We start from the raw sequence: 19,996 nt of genomic DNA on the forward strand, positions 1-19,996 counted from the left end.
AAGCGGGCATCATGCACCCTCGGTAACCATCGTGGCACCCGCTGTGATTTCTTCCACCACACCCGGATCCAGCAGTGTACTGGTATCACCCAGGTGGGCGGCATCCCCTTCAGCCACTTTTCTCAGGATGCGTCGCATGATCTTTCCCGAACGCGTCTTGGGCAAGCCCGAAACAAACTGGATCTTATCCGGTTTTGCGATGGGGCCTATGTTTTCAGTTACAATGGCAAGGATCTCTTTTCTTAAAGCCTGTTCATCTTCGGGTTTGTGGTGGCAGATGACGTACGCGTAGATTCCCTGTCCTTTGATGTGATGCGGATATCCTACCACGGCCGATTCTACCACCGACGCATGTTCATTGATTGCGTTTTCGATTTCAGCAGTACCCAAGCGGTGTCCGGATACGTTGATCACATCATCTACGCGGCCGGTGATGCGGTAGTAACCTTCCTCATCACGCCTGGAACCATCACCCGTAAAGTACAGGTTTTTATAAGTAGAGAAATACGTTTGTCGGCAACGTTCATGGTCACCGTATGTCGTCCTGATCATGGAGGGCCACGGAAAACTGATGCACAGATTGCCTTCTGCCGGATTCCCTTTCAATTCCTTTCCTTCGTGATCCACAATCATCATTTGGACACCGGGAAGCGGAAGTGTTGCGAAAGTCGGCTTCAGGGGCGTGATTCCGGCCAATGCAGAAATCATGATGCCTCCCGTTTCGGTTTGCCACCAGGTATCCACAATCGGGCATTTCTCCTTGCCAATGTTCTTATGGTACCACTCCCATGCTTCGTGGTTAATGGGTTCTCCCACGGACCCCAACACCTTGAGTGAAGACAGGTCATAAGGTTCTACAAACGATGTGCCCATGGCTTCAAGCGCACGGATCGCGGTAGGGGCTGTATAGAAAATGTTCACCTTGTATTTGTCGACCACCTGCCAGAACCTTCCGGCATCGGGCCAGGTGGGAATGCCTTCGAAGAGCACGGAGGTGGCGCCGGCCAGCAGCGGGCCATACACCATATACGTATGGCCTGTGATCCAGCCTACATCGGCCGTACACCAATATACCTGACCTTCTTCATACTGGAACACATTGCGAAATGAGTATTCCGCATACACCATGTATCCGCCGGTGGTATGCACCACACCTTTGGGTTTGCCGGTTGAACCTGATGTATATAGGATGAAGAGCATGTCTTCGGCATCCATTTCCTCCGGTGGACAATCCGCCGACATACCTTGTAATGCATCATGCAACCATACATCACGTCCGGCTGTCATGGTCACCTCCTCACCTACACGTTTCTGCACGATCACATGTTGGATGGTGGGACAAGAAGCAAGTGCTTCATCACAAATATCCTTAAGGCGGATGGTCTTGTTTCCGCGGTAAGCACCGTCAGCAGTAATGAGGATATTACAGGACGCGTCCTGAATGCGGTCGGCTAGGGATTTTGCAGAAAACCCCGCGAACACAACCGAATGAATGGCTCCAATGCGGGCACATGCTAAGGTAGCGATGGCCAGATCAGGTGTCATGGGCATGTAAAGACAGATCCGGTCTCCTTTTTTTGCACCCATGGATTTCAGCATGTTGGCGAAACGGCATACGCGCTCGAACAACTCACCGTAGGTAATGGTTTCTCCCGAATCTCCGGGGTTATTTTTTTCCCAGTAAAATGCCACCTGATCCTTGCGGGCAGGCAGATGGCGATCAAGGCAATTCTCTGTAATGTTCAGTTTTCCTCCGAGGAACCACTTTACGTCAAATGGATGGAAGCTCCATTCCAACACCTTATCCCATTTTTTGCGCCAGGTAAAGGTTTCCGCAATCCCCGCCCAGTATCCTTCCGGATCCTTTACACTCTTTTCGTACTGTTCTTTGTAAGCATCGAAAGTTTGAATTTTCTGGATCATCGTTCGAATCTTTTTAAGGGCTCCGGAAGAACCGGTCTCCGGGATTTACCAGCCCAGGATTTTTGCAAACATGAGCGGTGCCACAATGGAGGCGTCGGATTCAACAATGTGTTTGGGTGCTTCCACCGACAATTTTCCCCAGGTGATTTTCTCGTTGGGAACAGCTCCGGAATAGGATCCGTAGCTGGTGGTAGAATCGGAAATCTGGCAGAAATAGCTCCACAGCGGAGTGTCTTCCCTCTCCATATCCTGGATAAGCATGGGAACAACGCAGATCGGGAAATCGCCGGCAATACCGCCTCCGATCTGGTAGAAACCTATGCCTTTTCCTTTTGAGTTTTCGGTATACCACTCGGCAAGGAACTCCATATATTCGATCCCTGATCTGACCACCGAAGCGGTCAATTCCTTTTTGAGGCAATAGGAGGCAAAAATGTTCCCCAATGTAGAATCCTCCCAGCCGGGCACGATAATGGGAAGATTTTTCTGTGCTGCGGCAAGCATCCAGCTGTTCTTGGGATCAATCTGGTAGTATTGTTCAAGCACACCACTGGTCAGCATCTGGTAAAAGTACTGGTGCGGGAAGTAGCGTTCGTTCTTGTCCCTCGCGTTAGTCCATACCTGGTGGATATGTTTTTGCAAACGCCGGAAAGCTTCCTCTTCCGGAATGCAGGTATCGGTCACCCGGTTGAAACCATCATCCAACAGCGCTTTTTCGTCTGCCGGTGAAAGGTCCCGGTAGTTGGGCACACGCTTGTAAAAATCATGCGCGACCAGGTTGAAGACATCTTCTTCGAGGTTGGCCCCGGTACAGGAAATGATCTGTACTTTGTCCTGCCTGATCATTTCAGCCAGAGAAATACCCAACTCGGCCGTGCTCATGGCACCGGCCAGTGTGATCATCATCTTACCACCCGCATCCAGGTGAGCGATATAGCCGTCTGTGGCATCCTTCAATGCGGCTGCATTGAAATGCAAAAAATGCTTTTCTATAAAGTCAGTAATGGCACCCATTTGTTCAGAATTTGAAGCTATGATTGAACGCCAAAGGTAACATAAAAATGCTCTCGGGCAGGGTATAAAAAGCTTCAGAAACAGATCACATTCCGACAACATGGCCACGTGAATGATTTGTTTCCTTTGCGACCAAGTTGACGGTCCCGTTTCCTGCGGGATGACCCTGCGCTTATGAAATTATTTTTACGATTGACTCTACTGGCTGGCCTGTGTCTGCCGGAGATCTTGCTTGCTCAAGGTTCTTGCAACAATCCAAACGGAACCTTTTTCACAGATCCAAGCGGGATTCATTCACTGACCAGCGCCTTGGCAGCAGGCAAGTGCTTTGAGATAGATCACACTTCGCCCAGCACGTATTGTTACACCTTCCGGTTTCCCTCCTCAGGGCAGTTGCAACAATTCACCGTATATCATTATAAAGATTGCAACGGCGTTCAATGCACCCATGCCAGTTCCTCATCCACGCCCACCAACGGCTGTTACCATATTAGTTCGGGCAGTTGCGGTATGTCCATGCGGATGTATGATGAAGCATGTAATGACCTGGGCGATGGTTTTAAACTTGGATCAGGCAGTCCGTGTAACATGCAAGCCGATCGCATTTATTCACTGTGCATCACCAACAACATCAGCGGATGTTGCAGCCCGATGTACATTTGCCCCATCCTGGGATGTTCGGGGTCAAAGTCCTGTGGTTGTGCATTGATCAAAGGGGTGGTTTCCACAAAGGCATCTGCGCCCGGCAGCAACGACGGATCCGCTACGGTCAATGTAACGGGCACCCAACATCCCTCATATCTCTGGAGCAACGGGGCAACCACCAAATCCATCGGTGGACTTTCCCCCGGAAACTATTCGGTCTCCGTTACATCATCGGAGACCTCCTGCACAGACATCGAAAATTTCGAAATAACATCATCAGGGTGTGATTTGATTGCGAGCATCACAACTACCAACACCAGCACACCCCTCTCCAATGACGGGTCGGCAACGGTTCAAGTTACCGGTACGCAGAACCCTTCCTACCTATGGAGCAACGGTTCTACTCAAAATCCAGCGACAGGATTGGCGGCCGGCAATTATTCCGTATCCGTTACCGCTTCTGAAAATTCCTGTACGGATACCGAAACGTGCACCACCACATCCGGCTGTGAGCTGATAATGGGTGTTTCTACCGTTAACGCCAGCCATCCCGGGGCCAGTGATGGCACAGCTATGGTACAGGTTTCAGGGACGCAATCCCCGTCATATCAATGGAGTAGCGGTTCTACCCAAAACAATGCAACTGGGTTGGCTGCAGGTACGTATACTGTTTCGGTCACCGCCTCTGAGACGTTCTGTACAGATACGGAAACGTTTGAAATTACAAGTGGAAATGGGACAGGGTGTGACAGCTTATCGGTTGATTTTGCAAAAACCATCATGCCGCCTTGCGATTGTGGAAGCACATATCATTCCATCATTACCGCAAAACCATCAGGAGGTACCGCTCCATACGGTTTCTTGTGGGACAATGGATCTACGGTGTCAACAAGGACACAACTCCCGGGAGGAACCTATCACATAACCATATCGGATGCAAACAACTGCACACAATCCGATACCGTTTCCCTGCCTTTCTCCTTCTAAGCATTCCGGTTTTATATCCACATCTTGATCAACAAGTCCGGATCAAAGACTTACTAACAATTTTCCCATTCAGGGAAACAAAACTCACATCCCTTCACATATGCCATTCTGGCCATGGGAACCAAAATCAATATAGAAATATTTTCTAGTTATAAACAGCATTTATACCTATAAATGCACAAAATACTTTCACTATCAAAACGAAAGAATAAATCGAAACTTAGCTTTAGGATACTAAAATCACTAAATTTGATTGGTATTGCGTCGTGTATCCAGATTTTCGTAACAAAATTCCGGTGGTTATGGTAAGAAATTTACTCGGAATCCTCCTGCTTTCTTGCGTCCTTTTTTCTGGCAACCGTGTTTTTGCACAAGGGTCTTGTGCCAGTCCGGACGGAACCTTTTTTGACATGCCTTCCGGAGGCGTAGGAACTGTCGCTCAAGCGAATTCCAAAGGGCTGTGTTATGTAGTTAGTTCCCCCGGTACTTACTGCTACAAATTTCGATTTCCATCCGGCGGAACAATTTCCGGCACGATGGGCTATCAATTTAATGGCTGCAACGAAGGGAGCTGCGGAGGCATAAGTACCACTTCGAATGTTTCCCTTAGTGGATGCAATGATATAGGTATCCTAAGTTGCAGTGTTACCTCAATGAAGGTATACGATCAAAACTGCACACTAAAAAGCAATTCGTTTTCAGTTGGCACAGGGAGTCCATGCAACATGACGGCTAACCAGATATACACCGTATGCGTATCAACCACCTACCACAACTGTAGCAATCCGGCATATATATGCCCGATCCTGAATTGTTCTGGCGGCACCTGTGGTTGCATCCTCACCTCCGGTACCAGCAAAACCGATGTAAGCTGTAACGGTGGAAGTGATGGTACCGCTACCGTCACTGCCACCGGTGGACTTACCCCCACCTACCTATGGAGCAATTCCAAAACCACGGCCACCATTACCGGCCTTACCGCTGCAACATACACCGTAACCGTAACCTCCAATGGTGGTGCCTGTACAACAACCGAGACCGTCACCTTATGAACACACACAACTCGAACATGAACAAATGGTGGTGCCTGTACAACAACCGAGACCGTCACCGTTGGTGGACCAGCCTCCGCTACCAGTGCCTCCGCATCGGTTGACAACAACGTTTCCTGCAAAGGTGGATCCGACGGACAAGCCACTGCATCCGGCTCCGGTGGAACACCCGGCTATACCTACTTGTGGAGCAATTCCAAAACCACCGCTACCATCACCGGACTGTCTGCTTCCACATATACCGTTACTGTATATGACGCGTTGAGTTGCGCCAGCACCAAAACCATTACAGTAACCGAGCCAGCAGCGGCTCTCACAGCCACACCATCACAAACCAATGTTGCCTGTAAAGACGATGCAACCGGAACGGCAACCGCCACACCCGCCGGTGGTACCTCACCCTACACATATTTGTGGAGTGACGGACAAACCAACCAGACCGCGACCGGACTGACAGATGGCACATACACATGTACCGTAACAGATAGCAAAAGCTGTAATCCTGCATCCGCTGTTTCCATCACCATCACAGAACCCGCTTCTGCTCTGACCGCATCAACCTCGCAAACAAACGTTGATTGTAAAGACAACGCTACAGGCACCGCTACAGCAACACCATCCGGAGGTACTTCGCCCTATTTCTATCTGTGGAGTGACGGACAAACAAACCAAACCGCTACCGGGCTCCAAGATGGTGTATATGCGTGTACCGTAACCGATGCGAACGGTTGTACGCCCGCCTCGCTCACTTCAGTCACCATCACCGAGCCCACCGATTATCTTACAGCATCTACCTCTCAATCCAATGTAGATTGTAAAGACAATGCCACAGGTACTGCCACAGCTACACCCTCCGGTGGCACAGCTCCCTATGCCTACATGTGGGATGACGGACAAACCAACCAAACCGCCACCGGGCTCCAAGACGGTGTGTATCATTGCACCGTAACCGATGCGAACGGTTGCACACCGGCCTCGCTCACTTCGGTTACCATCACAGAACCCACTGATTACCTCACTGCATCTACCTCTCAAACCAATGTGGACTGTAAAGACAATGCCTCAGGTACAGCCACTGCTATACCATCCGGAGGTACAGCACCCTACACGTATTTGTGGAACACCGGACAAACAGACAGCACTGCCACCGGATTGGAGGACGGAGTATATACCTGCACCGTAACCGACGCCAATGGCTGCACACCGGCTTCTGTTACTACTGTCTCCATTACCGAACCGGCACTGTTAACAAGTTCAACCACCACTTCAACCGATGCCAGATGTAACGCGGGAAGTGATGGTGCCGGTTCTGTGATCATAACAGGAGGCACAACTCCCTACACATACATATGGAGTGATGGACAAACAGGATCCACCGCAACCGGATTACCCATTGGCACCTACCATGTGACGGTTCAGGATGCAAACGGATGTATATATACAGATTCCATTGAAATCAACCAGCCTGTTGAACCTCTGAACTTAACCACAAGCGGATCACCGGTAAGTTGTAAGTCCGGCAGCGATGGCACAGCCTCCGTATCAGGTACGGGTGGCACGCCAGGTTATACTTTTGAATGGGGTTCCGGCGAAACCGGCAGCAACATTTCCGGCTTGGTGGCCGGCATTTATTCCGTCACCGGTACGGATGCAAATGGATGCACATCTACCGGAACGGTTGCCATTACCGAACCCACCGCTGAAGTATCTTTTACTTCGGTATGGACCGATGTGAACTGCAAGGGAGGAAGCGACGGCACCGCTACGTTCACTCCTACGGGTGGCACGCCTCCTTATTTCTATGCTTGGGACAACGGCCAAACAGACAGCACCGCGACCGGACTTTCTGCAGGCACGCATGTGATTACCATTACCGATGTGAATGGATGTACCAGTCCGGAAGTCGGCTCCGTATTGATAGGAGAACCGAATGCAGCCCTTGCCGTTAGCGCCCAGGCTACCCAGGTAAATTGTAAAGGCGGGGATGATGGCACAGCTACAGCCGTAGCCAGCGGAGGCACAACTCCCTATTCCTATAATTGGAGCAACGGACAATCAACAGCTGTTGCAACCGGACTTTCTGCAGGAGCCTATCACGTTACCGTAACAGACGCCAACAGTTGCATGGGACCGGGCAGGGTTACGGTAGCAGTGACTGAGCCTGGTGCAGACCTGAGCGCCACTTCAACATATACAAACACACTTTGCTACGGGTCGACAGATGGTACGGCAACCGCTTTGCCTTCAGGTGGAAGTGCACCTTACTTTTATTTATGGAGCAATGGTCAAACCACCGCTACCGCTACAGGATTGGCAGCTGGCACCTACCTGGTGACAGTGACCGATGTCAACGGATGTACCCTTCCGTCGGGTGTGAGCGTGACCGTAGGGGAACCAACCGCCATCACAGCTACCGCCAACAGCACCGACGCATTGTGCGGTACCGGCAGCGGAAACGCCGTTGTATATCCATCGGGTGGAACTCCCGGCTATACCTATCAATGGGATGCAGGTGCCGGAAACCAAACCACAGCCACAGCCACCGGTCTTACCACCGGAAATTTTGTGGTTACCATTACAGATGCAAACGGTTGTACCTACGATACGGCCATTGCGGTGCAGGCAAGTCCGCCGGTTACAGCCACTGCCAACGGATCAACCCTGTTATGTTACGGCGGGGCAGATGGAACAGCTACTGTGAATACCTTGACCGGAATCCCGCCTTATGTTTACTTGTGGAGCAACGGGCAAACGGAACAAACCGCAACAGGCCTCATGGCGGGCACTTATCAGGTGACTCTCACAGACAGTGCAGGGTGTGTAGCAACTACCAGTGCCGCAGTGGACCAACCCCTTGAACTTATTGTAAACACCGTGGGTGATACAACGGTTTGCGACCAAACCCTTTTCTCACTTTCAGCTTCGCCAAGTGGCGGCACACCCGGTTACCAATATCTTTGGAGTGATCAGAATGCCAGCACCACATCTACCGTACAAGTTGTTGCCAACGGGTCCACTGTATTTCACGTGACCGTTACCGATGACAATAACTGTACGGGAACCGGAATGGTAGATGTGACCACCGATGTTCCACCTGCGGCTCTCTTCGGGTATAAGGTTATCCCGACCTGTGACAACATCCTGTTGAAGTTCTCCAACAAAAGCATGGGGGCAAACGATTTTGAATGGTTCCTGAATGATCACCTGTTCAGCACACATCAAAATCCCAACATCGAAGTCGGGTATAACGAAAACATTTCCGTAAAACTTATTGCTTACTTCGGTACATGTTCAGATACAATGGAGATACCCATCGAACTGAAGGATTTCAGGTTCTACAATCATCCGGAAATTCCGAACGTGTTCACACCAAACGGTGACGGCATCAACGATGTGTTCAGTGTTCACCTGGATGGCGATCTCAAAGAGTGCACCCAACTTATGATCATGAACAGATGGGGTGTATTGGTTTATAGTCCGCCTGGCGGCCAGCTGGCGTGGGACGGAAGAACGGCAGCAGGGTTACCGGTAACGGAAGGCACCTATATGTATATCATCCGCCTGAGAGAAACCCAGATTGCCGGCACTGTCATGCTCCTTACGAACCACTAAGCCCCGGAGGAGGCGGAGGAGGATCATCGTCGCGTTTGGGGAAAAACTTGCGATAAATCACCCCTGTAAAGATTTTCAGCTTGACCAGATAGATGGGGGCACTGACCGACTCCTCTATGATGCGGCTGCCGACCAACGCCTGGCGGTACCCGACACCAGATCCGACGCCGAGCCAATCCCATATCTTGTAATGCCCCACAATGGAAAGTTCCAGCAGGGTGATGCCTTGTTGACGGACATTCTCACCTGTGGCCGTATCCCTCAGACCGATGGACCCGAATCCCAGTTGTAAGGGAACGCTACACTCCCAATGCGTGTCGTGCAAAAGCACATATTCAATGTACGGACTGAAATACGCCAGATCGAACCTGGCATATACGGTATCCGGATACGTGATGAACTTCCGGTAAAACGGAGAGGAAAGAAAGTAATACCCCGCGCCCATGCGTACTTTGCTGCCATAATCAAGTCCCGCCTTGATACCAAAAATAGCTGCGTCGGAAGAAAAAAGGAATGAACGGCGTGAATCGAACCCGAACAGAAATTTCGGTTTTTCACGGAGGCTTGATCTGATGCTGTCCAGAAATTGTCCATGGCTGCATATGGGCAAACAGGTAACCAACAGCCATGCCCCAATCACGATCCGCTTTCTCATTGCCGCAAAGATAACCAATAGGTAACTGCTCCCGCTTGGTGATGAATTACTTTTCCACATCCTGTGATCTCGTGACGAAGCACCGTTTTGCTACCTTCGCAGCATGAGTCAGTCGGATCACATATCCAGAAAAAAAGAACACTTCCCCATCCAGGAACCGCTGCGGGACTACCTGGTCAAATACAACCGCGAAGTTTCGATCGATGTAAAGTATTCGGACCTGTTGCGCGCAGAACGCTCCTACCCGCTCACCGACAAGAACGGAAAAGACACATTGTGGGAACGCATGTTCTACCAGCAAAACGTGCACCGCGAACTCAATGAGGGATTGACCCGCATATACGCACATTTGAAAACGGAAGGAGAACTGTCGGTAACCAAACACCTGTTTGTGGACCGGATTGAATATTGCACTTTCGGAAATTCCAATCCATTCCGCATACGGATTGTGAACCAATACAATGACAACTACGACTACTTTTATGTCAAGCGCGCCGATGCCTCACGCATATACGGACTGGAACTCGAACACATCCTGTCGCCGAACCGCATCATCTATTTCACCGATCATGATACGCTGATTGAAGAACACATCATCGGTATTCCGGGAGATCAGTTCATCGCCGATTACCTGTCGCTTCCCCACCTGAACAAGGTGCGTATTGCGAAGGAATTCATCAAATTCAACGAGCGCTGTTTTGTACGTCTCCTGGGAGACATGCGCTCGTACAACTATGTGGTGGATATGATACAGGACTTTGAATCGGAACAGTACAGGATCCGTGCCATCGACTTCGACCAGCAATCTTATGAAGGTCGCATCAACCTGTACAAACCCCAATTCTTCAAGAACAACCTGGCCATGGTTCAACTCTGTATGGAGTTGTTAAATACCGATTCAGCCAAGCAGTATCAATATGAAGAACGCACCCTGATGACCCGACGTTTGGTGGCGTCGCAACGCAGGATTCGTGAACTGCTCGGTTGCCTCAGGGAGGATACGATCTCAACAGATGAAAAAATCAGGGAGCTGAGAAAGGAACTGGCCCTGCTGCATCAGAAGAAAGAATTCGAACAATGCCGCAACATGGGAGACCTGCTTGTACTGCATCTGCAGTGTTGCCTGCATATAGAAAAAGTGTCGATCTGATCAGGGTTTCGATTCCGTATCGGACTCCTTTTTGAGCACTTCCCTGAACACCAGCCGCATGTTCTTTCCGTCAAAGTAAATCACCTTGTACCTCTTAATGAACTTTTTAGTGGGAATAATGAACGTACTGTCGGAAGGCATGATTTCACAAGGATAATACAACACCTTCTGCTCGGTTGCCTGGTGTGTTTTGGGATCTATGTAACGCAGTGTGGTGATCAATTCGTTGCGCTCCGTGTATCTCCAAAGGTCAACAAAGTTTGAGTCGGTTCCACAACTGTCGAAAAGCGCCTGAATGGTTACCGGCTGGATGCGCCGGAGACGGATGGTATCACCCGGATAATAAAACCGCCTGGCTTTTTTATTGTACCAGTATCCGGTCACGGATTCTTTGCTGAAAGTCTGTGCCGTTGCGGATAACGAAGTCATCATCAACACCAGAAAAACGCAGGAAAGTGTATGGAATAATCGGCGCATGCAGGTGCAAAGATGGGATTTTTCATTCAAAAAACTGAAAAGACGCAATGTCGGTAGGGCTTTTAACGTGTGGTCGGTTATTTTCTATATCTTTCAGAATGCAAAAATGGAAAGTTGTTTTGGGTGTTGCGGCTTACCTTTTGCTTGTGGCGACCTTTTTCAAAGTGGCATCATTCACCGCGATAAAGAGGGCCGATCACCAGTTCGGAGACACCATCAACCTGGTTGAGATGCTCCCCTACCTTGTGAGTGTCGTGGGCTATATGGCAGCCCGGGTCTACTATTTCATACTTGTTTCTTCGGTTATCTTCCTTGTGGCCATCGTACTCTCGAGAAGAAAAAAACAGCACGTCGCCGAACAAATATCTGTTTGGTGCCTCGCCCTGAACGTTGTGGTGGTATGCCTGTGCTGGGCTATTGCGTGACCCCTGACACCTAAAATGGTCGTTTTTTTCGCGCTGACAATCAATCATTAAGCTACTTTTTCATACACCTGACACTTCCTAAAAGGCTGTTGATTTGGGGTGCATGATGCATAAAGACTATCGAATTTTGGTGTCATAAACCAAACCATGCGTCTCATGAAACACTTTACCTCCATCTTGTTTTTGATGCTCTGCACCGTTTTCGTTTCGCAGGCACAACTGAATGTACTTTACGTACTCGACACAGATATTGATTCAACCGGGAATGCCAACCTGACTGCTGCGCTTACCAACAGTGGTTGTAACTTCACCACATTTGACGCGGCCACCGACAGCGTGAGTCCGACCTTCTCAACCGATATGAGCGACAAAGACCTGGTGATCTGGTATACGGGCTCCAATGGTGTTGGTCTGCAACTATGGGCGGGCGCGGATACCATCAATACCGAGTTGTACCAATACCTGAACAATGGCGGATCCCTTTGGGTGATCGGAAACGATTTCCTGTATGACCTGTACGATGCACCTCCCGTGTATTTCACCCCTACCGATCAGGCTTCGGTTCTTTTCGGAATCGATAGTTATGACGTGCAATCCTACGGCAGCGATAGCAACACGGGCGTTTCTGAAATGGATGTGGTCAGCGGACAGTCAATCACCGCACAATCTCCACTGACTTTTATCTGGGCCACGCTTTGGTGGGCCGATGGCGTTACCCCAGCCTCCGGTACCCAAGCCGTGTACGAAATGGGGCCCGGATCCTATGCCCTCAGCGGAGCCGTATCCGGTACGTACTACGACAACAGTGTTTACAAAGTACTGGCATACTACTTCAACGCAGGCGTACTCGGCACCCAGACTTCCGTGGATCAAGCTGTGAAAGATGTGATAGATTTCTTCCAAACCACCGGTGTACCGGAGCAGGCTAGTGCACAATCGCTGCTGTTGTTCCCCAACCCGGTGCAGGACGAACTGCATATGTTCTGGTCGGGCCGTCAGGCACCGCAACATATGCGCATCATGGACGCTTCGGGCAGGATCGTGCGGGAACACACCTTGGCACCCCACACGTCAACTGTAAATATGCGCGATCTTGCATCGGGCGTCTACCACGTGCAGGTAACCCTGGAAGACGGGCAAACCGTTGGCAAAACCCTCATTCGATAGGTTTCGACTTAAAGGCATGCGGGGGCGCTAACCTGCTAGGGTAGAGGTGCTCCCGCATGTTCTTTGTAAGTTCCATTTCATTTTTTCAATTTTGATTGAATCCAACTGCTTTTTGGGATACTAAGTTCTAAAACTAAAAAAACGGCCATGAGGTTTGGAAATCTGACCCAGTTGCCCTAATATTGGTATGCTAAAAAATTGGCTAGAGCGTCCAAACTATCACAAAACCAAAACCCATGAAAAAAGCAGCTATTTTTTCGATTGCAGCGGTTCTTGTGCTTGCCTACTCCTGTCGCAAGGAAGATAAACAGGTGGTTCAAGGCATCACCCAACAGGAAGCCGCAGATATTGTTGAAGCTGGAGTATCCGATGAATATGGTGGTGTCAGCATGGAACTGCGTGACCTGACTGCAAACATCGTTTTCCCTACGAACAAGAACGGTTCAGGTGACCTCGCAACAGATGTATTCCATTTGTGCGACACCACAGTAACAGACACCATTCAGAACTCAGGTTCAGGTGGTCAGATCAGCTGGTCATTCTATTTTGACTACAGCAACACATATACATGTGATTCTGCCAGCCACCTGGAATCAATCCACACCGTTACCCATAAGAGTGGTGATTACCAGGGTCCTCACAGATCCTGTGATTACAACGCCAATGCTGACCTGACCATCACCGGTCTGGCTCCGGGTAACCACACCGTAACTTACGACGGTACCCTGCATCGCCAAGGTTCACATTCCTTTACTGATAAGAATGGCAATACCACCAGTGCAAATGCTACACTGGACGTAACATTGAATCAGGTTGTCGTGACCCGTTTCCTGGGCATGACCCAGAGCGGAACCGCCGACTTCACCCTGTCCGGCACCAATGCTCAGGGTACTGCATTCAATTACTCAGGTTCCATTCAGTTCCTGGGTAACCACAAAGCGATCCTGACCATCAACGGAAACACTTACAACATCCGGGTCTGGTAAGCTTCAAACAAACTATGATACCCCCAAAGGGCAGATGTTGCATCTGCCCTTTTTTATTGCCCACTCGATACCGGGATGGAAAAAAGTGCACCTTCGTAAAGTCATTGTCATTAACTTCATGCCCATGAACCACTGGCTTGTTAAATCAGAACCGACCACCTATGCGTGGGAACAATTGCTCAAAGACAAGAAAACATCCTGGGATGGCGTGCGGAACTATGCGGCCCGGCTTCACCTCATGGACATGAAAAAGGGAGACCTCGTGCTCTACTATCACAGCAACCAGGATCGTTCCATCGTAGGTGTAGCGGAGGTAACAAAAACCCATTACCAGGACCCCACGACAGACGATGACCGGTGGGTGGCCGTTGATATCAAGCCCGTTCAATCTTTCAATAAGCCGGTAACCCTGTCCGAGGTCAAGGCGGAACCCAAACTCCAACAAATCGCCCTGGTTCGTATCGGACGACTTTCGGTGATGCCCCTGAAGAAAACAGAGTTCGACTGCCTCCTGAAAATGGGTCAGACAAAACTGTAATCCCCTCTTTTGCCTTTCCTGCAAACGTCTTTTCACAGGCGTTGAACCATTTGCCGCATCACGCGTATGAACAGCATTGTTGGGTGTGCAGTTGCCATGATTACATGTTTCTAACCTGATCCGTAATGAGCGAAGATATACTCCGGTCCCTCATGCAGTTATTTGCCGTGATCGCCAAACAAGACGATGGCATTACGGAACAGGAACGACAATATGTTCGAAGTTTCCTTGAACAGGAACTCCCGCATGACATCGTAGAAACCTATTACAAGCTTTTCGAAAAACTGGCCTCCGAGGAGGAAGAAGACGAAGAAGGCAAACCCAAAAAACGCCGGTTGACCAGTGTTGGTGATTCGGTACGTACCATTGCGATCTGCAAACAGATCAACAACGTTCTCACCCAGAAACAAAAGGTAATCGTATTGGTCAGGTTGTTCGAACTGGTCAGTACCGATCGCATATTTTCCGAACAACGTATGGCCATCATTGACATGGTGGCGGGCGTGTTCAATATCAGCAGGGAAGAATTCAATCTGATCGAATCCTTCGCCATACATGAAGAACCGTCGAAACTGGCCAATCACTCCCTGTTGATCATCGGGTACAACAAAGGCCAGGTTGGCAAGCAGGTGAAGTTCATCAACTATGAACCCCTGAAGAACGCAAGCCTGGTTATCCTGAAAATCCCCAGTATCAACCTGTATTTCCTGCGGTTTTTTGGATCGGAAGACGTTCGGCTGAATGATCAGGCCCTGAAAAACAACCGCATTTACCTGTTTGCCAACGGAAGCACCATACGTTGCGCCTCGAACCGGCCGATCTATTTCAATGATGTTACTTCCCGTTTCCTGGAAGGCTTCACATCCGTGAAACTGTCTTTCAATGTAGAAAACCTCAACTATACATTCCCGAACGGAAAGGTTGGACTGAACAACGTCAATATCTCGGAAGGCCCAGGAAAATTGGTGGCCATCATGGGTTCCAGCGGCGCCGGTAAAACCACCCTGCTGAACGTACTTTCTGGTATCGAGCACCCCGATTCAGGTGAAGTGCGAATCAACGGAATCAACATCCACAACGAACCCAAACGCATCGAAGGTGTCATCGGTATGGTACCCCAAGACAACCTGCTGATTGAAGAACTCACGGTGTTTCAGAACCTGTACTACAATGCCCAATTGTGCTTCCGTGACTTATCCAACAAGGAGATCAAGCGGAAGGTGAACAATGTGCTGGAAAGTCTGGGGTTATCCGCCATCCGTGACCTGCAGGTAGGAAATGAACTGAACAAGGTAATCAGCGGCGGACAACGCAAACGGTTGAATATCGGCCTCGAGCTCATCAGGGAACCCTCGGTGCTTTTTCTGGACGAACCCACATCCGGTCTGTCTTCACTGGACTCCGAACATGTGATGGACCTGCTCCGGGAACTGACCCTGAAGGGAAAACTCATTTTCGTGGTCATTCACCAACCCTCGTCGGAGATTTACAAAATGCTCGACAAGGTTCTGTTCCTCGACAAAGGCGGACACCTGATCTATTACGGCAACCCGGTGGAAGCCGTATCCTACTTCAAATCACAGGACCACCAGATCAAGCGCACCATCGACCTGAGTACCATCCGGCCGGACGAGATCTTTGCCATTGTGGAAGCCAGGGTGGTGAATGAATTCGGTGAACTCACTGACAAAAGAAAAGCCACCCCCGAGGAATGGGTGGAAAGGTTCCAGCACCACCACCACGAACCCACCCTGCCGGACGTGGACGAGAGTCCGCCCAAAGAATTCCACATCCCCAATATGTGGGGACAAATGAAGGTGTTCTTCAAGCGCGACATCCTGGCCAAGCTCAGCAACAAACAATACATATTGATCACCCTGCTGGAAGCCCCGTTGCTGGCTTTCTTCCTATCCTTCATCGTCACCTATATCGATGATCCGAATTCAGACCATTACATCTTCCGAAACAACGAAAACATACCGGCATACATCTTCATGAGTGTGGTGGTGGCACTTTTCGTAGGACTCATTGTGAGCGCTGAAGAACTGTTTAAAGACCGCAAGATCCTGCAACGTGAAAAATTTCTTCACCTGAGCCGGAATGCCTACCTGCTTTCAAAAATGGGATTGTTGCTGATGGTCTCCGCCATCCAGTCACTGTTGTTCGTATGGATCGGAAACAGCATCATCGGTATTCAGGGAATGATGTTTCCATACTGGTTGATGATTTTCTCCCTCGCCTCCCTGGCCAATGTATTGGGATTGAACATCTCTTCCGCACTGAATTCGGCAGTGGCTATTTACATCCTGATTCCATTGCTGATCATCCCGCAAATGATCCTGGGCGGCGCCATGTTCAGCTACGAAAAAATCAACCGCCTGCTGGGAGGTGGTTACCGTGTGCCCTCCATCGCCCAGATCATGCCTGCCAGGTGGGGGTATGAAGGACTTATGGTTCATCAGTTTGTACACAATGCATATGAAGAGGCTTTTTACGAGGTGGAAAAAAAGGAGAGCCTGTACGACTACAAACAAAGTTTTTTTGTGACCGAACTGGAACGGATGCTTCAGGAAGCGGAAAAGGATATACGCACCGGACAAGTGACCGACCGCACCCGCAACAACCTGGTGGTGGTAAAGAAAGAAATCACCCTGGAAGTGGTCTCGAACCCGCAGTTGAAGGTCATTGACCTCCGCGGTCTGGATGCAGACGACTACCAGGTGGAATCGTTCGGCATCGCGCGTGAAACGCTGAACAAGATCAGCGCCGGTTATATGCTGGGGTACAATTCTCAGGTGTTGAGAAAGGAACTGATACTGGGTAAACTCAGCACCAGCAAGGAACAGGCTGAAGCCTTTCGCAACCTGCGCGACAAATACTACAACGATTACCTGGCCGACGTAGTGAAACAGAGGTTCTCCAAGCACAAAATCATTACCGACAACGGCCGGCTGATACCCATCCTTGATCCGATCTACCGGGATGCCAACCCGGATGACGGATGGATATCACTTGACAGCCCGTTCTACACCCCCAGAAAAATTCTTTTCGGCAGATTGACCGATACCCTTTATTTCAATGTAATCATACTTTGGGTGATGTCTTTCCTGCTATATCTCACCCTGTATTTCGACCTGTTCCGGCGCATTCTGAATCGCCTGCAGTCGCTGTTTGCACGGCTATTCCCAGCCAGAAACAAACAGGTGATGGCCCTCCCAATCCAACCAAAGGAATCTGAAGAACCCGAATCGGAAGTCCTTTAGTGTTATCATTTTTATTACTTTTCAGGCTAAGAAACGAACAGGAATATGTATAAATCCCTTTCCTTAGGTGTGTTGTTCACGGGCGTTTTGCTGACTTCATGCATGAATGACGAGAATGACGCACAGATCAAGGCCCTGGACTCCATCATGAGCAACCTTGAGATCGATACGGCCAATGTTTCGGGCGAAGTACTGGATCAGATCGTAAAAACCGTGCCCTCCCCCCTGGTGATGTCATCGTTCCTGGAAGCCACCGGGGCTGAATTCTCACAGGATCTGCTGCACGACAAGGGCATGGCGGACGACTATGCCTCCGCCTTCCAGATGGCTGTGAACCTGGGCGTATACGGAGCGGATCTCGGTTACATCAACGTATATAAAAAGAACCACATCGCGGTGGATTACCTGAACGCGATCAAACGACTGGCAGACGGCTTGAAGGTGGGTCAGTTCTTCGACATCCAGGCCATGCGGCGAATGACCGCCAACCGGAACGATATTGACTCACTCATCAACATCACCACCCAGGGATTTGAAGACATGGATGTGTACCTGAAAGAACGGAACCGCGATGTGATCAGTGCCCTCATCCTGTACGGCGGATGGGTGGAAGGCACCTACATTGCCTGCCAGGTGATCGGCGACATGCCCAATCCACCCAAAGACATGATGGAGCGCATCGGCGAACAGAAACTCGCGCTGAAAAGCCTTTATGACCTGTTGTCGATCTATAAGCAACAACCCTATTTTGCTGCCCTGATCGAGGAGCTGGAAAACCTGCGACAGGCCTATGAAGGGGTTGAACTGATCACCGAGGATGCCGAAGCCACCATGGAAGAGGTAGACGGGGTTCTTACCGTTGTGGATCACAGCCAAAGCAGCGTTCGTATCACCGTGGATCAGTTGCGCGAGATCCGCACACAATTGACCAAAATAAGGAATCACATAACCAGTCAGGTATCATGAGAAAAGCCTCCGTATTCAGTTTCTTGGTCCTGGTCCTGATCTTACAGGCCTTCTCAACCAGTGAGGAAGGCGCCTGTGATGAGAAAAAACTCCATCAGCGATGTGCGTCATTGATGGATGACTATGCCCTTGTTAAGAATTTCAAGATCACCACCACCGAAGTACAGAAAGAATATGCCTACATGTTCAACAAGGGCACCACATACCTGATCACCATTTGTGACGACAATGTGGATAATGAACGGATTGTGGTAGAGCTGTACAGGGCAAAGAAACTCATCGCAAGCAGCTTCAGTCAGCGCACAAAAAAGCACTACAACAAAATGGCTTTCCCATGCACCGCCACGGGTATTTACAACCTGCGCTTTTCATTCACTTACGGTGCAAAAGCCTGCGGCTCCATTTCACTGGGCTTTCAGAACGCCCGAACTCCATAGGAAAACAGACCATGGAGACATGGTCTGCTCTTGAATCAGGAAGAGATCAGTTCAACACGTAGCGAACGCCGATGCCTGCCTGAAGCATCATCATACCCGGATTCTCCCATAACTCAACGAAGGGCGTGATATCCAGGAACAGGTTCAGGGGAAAACCGTCAGGTTGATAATCCACACCGATCACGCCATCCAGTCCGAGGTCTTTTTCAACCGAAGTGGCACTCCATTTCTGCGTCACCGGCTTGTGGGTTGCCAGGTCCTGGTAAGTTACATCGTACCAATATTTGATAGAGAACCACCGGATCTGACCACCTCCGCCGACATACCATTTCAAACCATCCGAGAGGTCATGATACATCAGGTAGTGTAATTGCATGGCACCGCCGTGGTTCACCCGGTAATCTTCCAGGGTATAGTCATCAAAACCACGCCAACGGTTGAAATTCCTTTCATAATAGTTGAACAGGCCGGCAAAAGATGCCATGCCTATATTGAATTCGAAGGCATGGTTTTCTCTTTTTTCGATGACCGAAAATCCCATCGGGTCACCGGCCCGGATACCCACCGCGTACTGGCCATAAGGTTTTCCGTAATGATCTTCCTGCGCAATGGCAGGGCAACACGCCATGATGCATGCTGCAATAGCAAAACAAAGGTTTTTCATAAGGACACACACTTGAGAAACGGCAAGGTAGTGAA

Annotated in this window: 16 protein-coding genes and 1 pseudogene; 12 read left to right on the top strand and 5 right to left on the bottom strand. The window is 49.8% G+C overall.

The features are described 5' to 3' along the window. Positions 1–9: 9 nt before the first annotated feature. Both acs and H6585_12320 read right to left on the bottom strand, forming a co-directional pair. The gene (acs, locus tag H6585_12315) at positions 10–1,923 is read right to left on the bottom strand and encodes an acetate--CoA ligase (GenBank protein MCB9449115.1); all 1,914 of its coding nucleotides are present in this window, start codon (positions 1,921–1,923) and stop codon (positions 10–12) included. Positions 1,924–1,968: 45 nt separating this feature from the next. Beyond that, positions 1,969–2,937 carry a deoxyhypusine synthase family protein gene (locus tag H6585_12320; protein MCB9449116.1) on the bottom strand — a complete coding sequence of 323 codons (969 nt, stop codon included), beginning with the start codon at positions 2,935–2,937 and terminating at the stop codon, positions 1,969–1,971. 174 nt (positions 2,938–3,111) lie between these two features. Here H6585_12320 and H6585_12325 point away from each other — a divergent pair, with 174 nt between their 5' ends. From H6585_12325 to H6585_12340, 4 genes and pseudogenes are all read left to right on the top strand, one after another. Next, complete coding sequence (locus H6585_12325) at positions 3,112–4,569, top strand: hypothetical protein (protein ID MCB9449117.1); 1,458 nt, start codon at positions 3,112–3,114, stop codon at positions 4,567–4,569. Positions 4,570–5,294: 725 nt separating this feature from the next. Then, positions 5,295–5,621: a SprB repeat-containing protein gene (locus H6585_12330; GenBank protein MCB9449118.1), complete on the top strand. Its 327-nt coding sequence runs from the start codon at positions 5,295–5,297 to the stop codon at positions 5,619–5,621. Positions 5,622–5,726: 105 nt separating this feature from the next. After that, positions 5,727–5,822, top strand: a pseudogene (locus tag H6585_12335) (SprB repeat-containing protein). Next, the gene (locus H6585_12340; protein MCB9449119.1) at positions 5,805–9,233 is read left to right on the top strand and encodes a gliding motility-associated C-terminal domain-containing protein; all 3,429 of its coding nucleotides are present in this window, start codon (positions 5,805–5,807) and stop codon (positions 9,231–9,233) included. The pseudogene H6585_12335 and the gene H6585_12340 overlap by 18 nt, the downstream one beginning before the upstream one ends. On the opposite strand, the gene H6585_12345 is transcribed toward H6585_12340, so the two are convergent. Continuing rightward, positions 9,220–9,888, bottom strand: coding sequence for a hypothetical protein (locus H6585_12345; GenBank protein ID MCB9449120.1), 669 nt, complete (start codon positions 9,886–9,888; stop codon positions 9,220–9,222). The two genes, H6585_12340 and H6585_12345, sit on opposite strands and share 14 nt — an antisense overlap. Before the next feature lie 103 nt (positions 9,889–9,991). Between H6585_12345 and H6585_12350 the strand changes: the two genes are divergently transcribed. Next, positions 9,992–11,038, top strand: coding sequence for a hypothetical protein (locus H6585_12350; protein MCB9449121.1), 1,047 nt, complete (start codon positions 9,992–9,994; stop codon positions 11,036–11,038). Here H6585_12350 and H6585_12355 read toward each other — a convergent pair whose 3' ends face one another. Next, the gene (locus H6585_12355) at positions 11,039–11,515 is read right to left on the bottom strand and encodes a hypothetical protein (GenBank protein MCB9449122.1); all 477 of its coding nucleotides are present in this window, start codon (positions 11,513–11,515) and stop codon (positions 11,039–11,041) included. A 98-nt stretch (positions 11,516–11,613) separates the two neighbouring features. Here H6585_12355 and H6585_12360 point away from each other — a divergent pair, with 98 nt between their 5' ends. The 7 genes from H6585_12360 to H6585_12390 all read left to right on the top strand — a co-directional run bounded on the left by H6585_12360 (position 11,614) and on the right by H6585_12390 (position 19,297). Beyond that, entirely contained in the window at positions 11,614–11,940 is a 327-nt protein-coding gene (locus tag H6585_12360) for a hypothetical protein (GenBank protein MCB9449123.1), read from the top strand. Positions 11,941–12,096: 156 nt separating this feature from the next. Continuing rightward, on the top strand, positions 12,097–13,107 hold the full coding sequence (locus H6585_12365; GenBank protein ID MCB9449124.1) for a T9SS type A sorting domain-containing protein: 1,011 nt from the start codon (positions 12,097–12,099) through the stop codon (positions 13,105–13,107). 236 nt (positions 13,108–13,343) lie between these two features. Beyond that, entirely contained in the window at positions 13,344–14,093 is a 750-nt protein-coding gene (locus H6585_12370) for a hypothetical protein (GenBank protein ID MCB9449125.1), read from the top strand. Positions 14,094–14,217: 124 nt separating this feature from the next. Further along, positions 14,218–14,631, top strand: coding sequence for an EVE domain-containing protein (locus H6585_12375; GenBank protein MCB9449126.1), 414 nt, complete (start codon positions 14,218–14,220; stop codon positions 14,629–14,631). 125 nt (positions 14,632–14,756) lie between these two features. Beyond that, positions 14,757–17,894, top strand: coding sequence for an ATP-binding cassette domain-containing protein (locus H6585_12380; GenBank protein MCB9449127.1), 3,138 nt, complete (start codon positions 14,757–14,759; stop codon positions 17,892–17,894). Positions 17,895–17,939: 45 nt separating this feature from the next. Continuing rightward, positions 17,940–18,860 (top strand): hypothetical protein, encoded by a 921-nt coding sequence (locus H6585_12385; GenBank protein MCB9449128.1) that lies wholly within the window; start codon positions 17,940–17,942, stop codon positions 18,858–18,860. Then, the gene (locus H6585_12390; protein ID MCB9449129.1) at positions 18,857–19,297 is read left to right on the top strand and encodes a hypothetical protein; all 441 of its coding nucleotides are present in this window, start codon (positions 18,857–18,859) and stop codon (positions 19,295–19,297) included. The genes H6585_12385 and H6585_12390 overlap by 4 nt, the downstream gene beginning before the upstream one ends. A 46-nt stretch (positions 19,298–19,343) precedes the next feature. Here the strand turns inward: H6585_12390 and H6585_12395 are convergent, their stop codons facing one another. After that, the gene (locus tag H6585_12395) at positions 19,344–19,961 is read right to left on the bottom strand and encodes a hypothetical protein (protein ID MCB9449130.1); all 618 of its coding nucleotides are present in this window, start codon (positions 19,959–19,961) and stop codon (positions 19,344–19,346) included. Positions 19,962–19,996: the final 35 nt, after the last annotated feature.

The organism is Flavobacteriales bacterium (genome assembly GCA_020635855.1).
GTDB lineage: Bacteria > Bacteroidota > Bacteroidia > JACJYZ01 > JACJYZ01 > JACJYZ01.

Coding starts and splice junctions, on each gene's coding strand:
- acs (MCB9449115.1), bottom strand. CDS start 1,923: ATGATCCAGAAAATTCAAACTTTCGATGCTTACAAAGAACAGTACGAA.
- H6585_12320 (MCB9449116.1), bottom strand. CDS start 2,937: ATGGGTGCCATTACTGACTTTATAGAAAAGCATTTTTTGCATTTCAAT.
- H6585_12325 (MCB9449117.1), top strand. CDS start 3,112: ATGAAATTATTTTTACGATTGACTCTACTGGCTGGCCTGTGTCTGCCG.
- H6585_12330 (MCB9449118.1), top strand. CDS start 5,295: ATGACGGCTAACCAGATATACACCGTATGCGTATCAACCACCTACCAC.
- H6585_12345 (MCB9449120.1), bottom strand. CDS start 9,888: ATGAGAAAGCGGATCGTGATTGGGGCATGGCTGTTGGTTACCTGTTTG.
- H6585_12350 (MCB9449121.1), top strand. CDS start 9,992: ATGAGTCAGTCGGATCACATATCCAGAAAAAAAGAACACTTCCCCATC.
- H6585_12355 (MCB9449122.1), bottom strand. CDS start 11,515: ATGCGCCGATTATTCCATACACTTTCCTGCGTTTTTCTGGTGTTGATG.
- H6585_12360 (MCB9449123.1), top strand. CDS start 11,614: ATGCAAAAATGGAAAGTTGTTTTGGGTGTTGCGGCTTACCTTTTGCTT.
- H6585_12365 (MCB9449124.1), top strand. CDS start 12,097: ATGAAACACTTTACCTCCATCTTGTTTTTGATGCTCTGCACCGTTTTC.
- H6585_12370 (MCB9449125.1), top strand. CDS start 13,344: ATGAAAAAAGCAGCTATTTTTTCGATTGCAGCGGTTCTTGTGCTTGCC.
- H6585_12375 (MCB9449126.1), top strand. CDS start 14,218: ATGAACCACTGGCTTGTTAAATCAGAACCGACCACCTATGCGTGGGAA.
- H6585_12380 (MCB9449127.1), top strand. CDS start 14,757: ATGAGCGAAGATATACTCCGGTCCCTCATGCAGTTATTTGCCGTGATC.
- H6585_12385 (MCB9449128.1), top strand. CDS start 17,940: ATGTATAAATCCCTTTCCTTAGGTGTGTTGTTCACGGGCGTTTTGCTG.
- H6585_12390 (MCB9449129.1), top strand. CDS start 18,857: ATGAGAAAAGCCTCCGTATTCAGTTTCTTGGTCCTGGTCCTGATCTTA.
- H6585_12395 (MCB9449130.1), bottom strand. CDS start 19,961: ATGAAAAACCTTTGTTTTGCTATTGCAGCATGCATCATGGCGTGTTGC.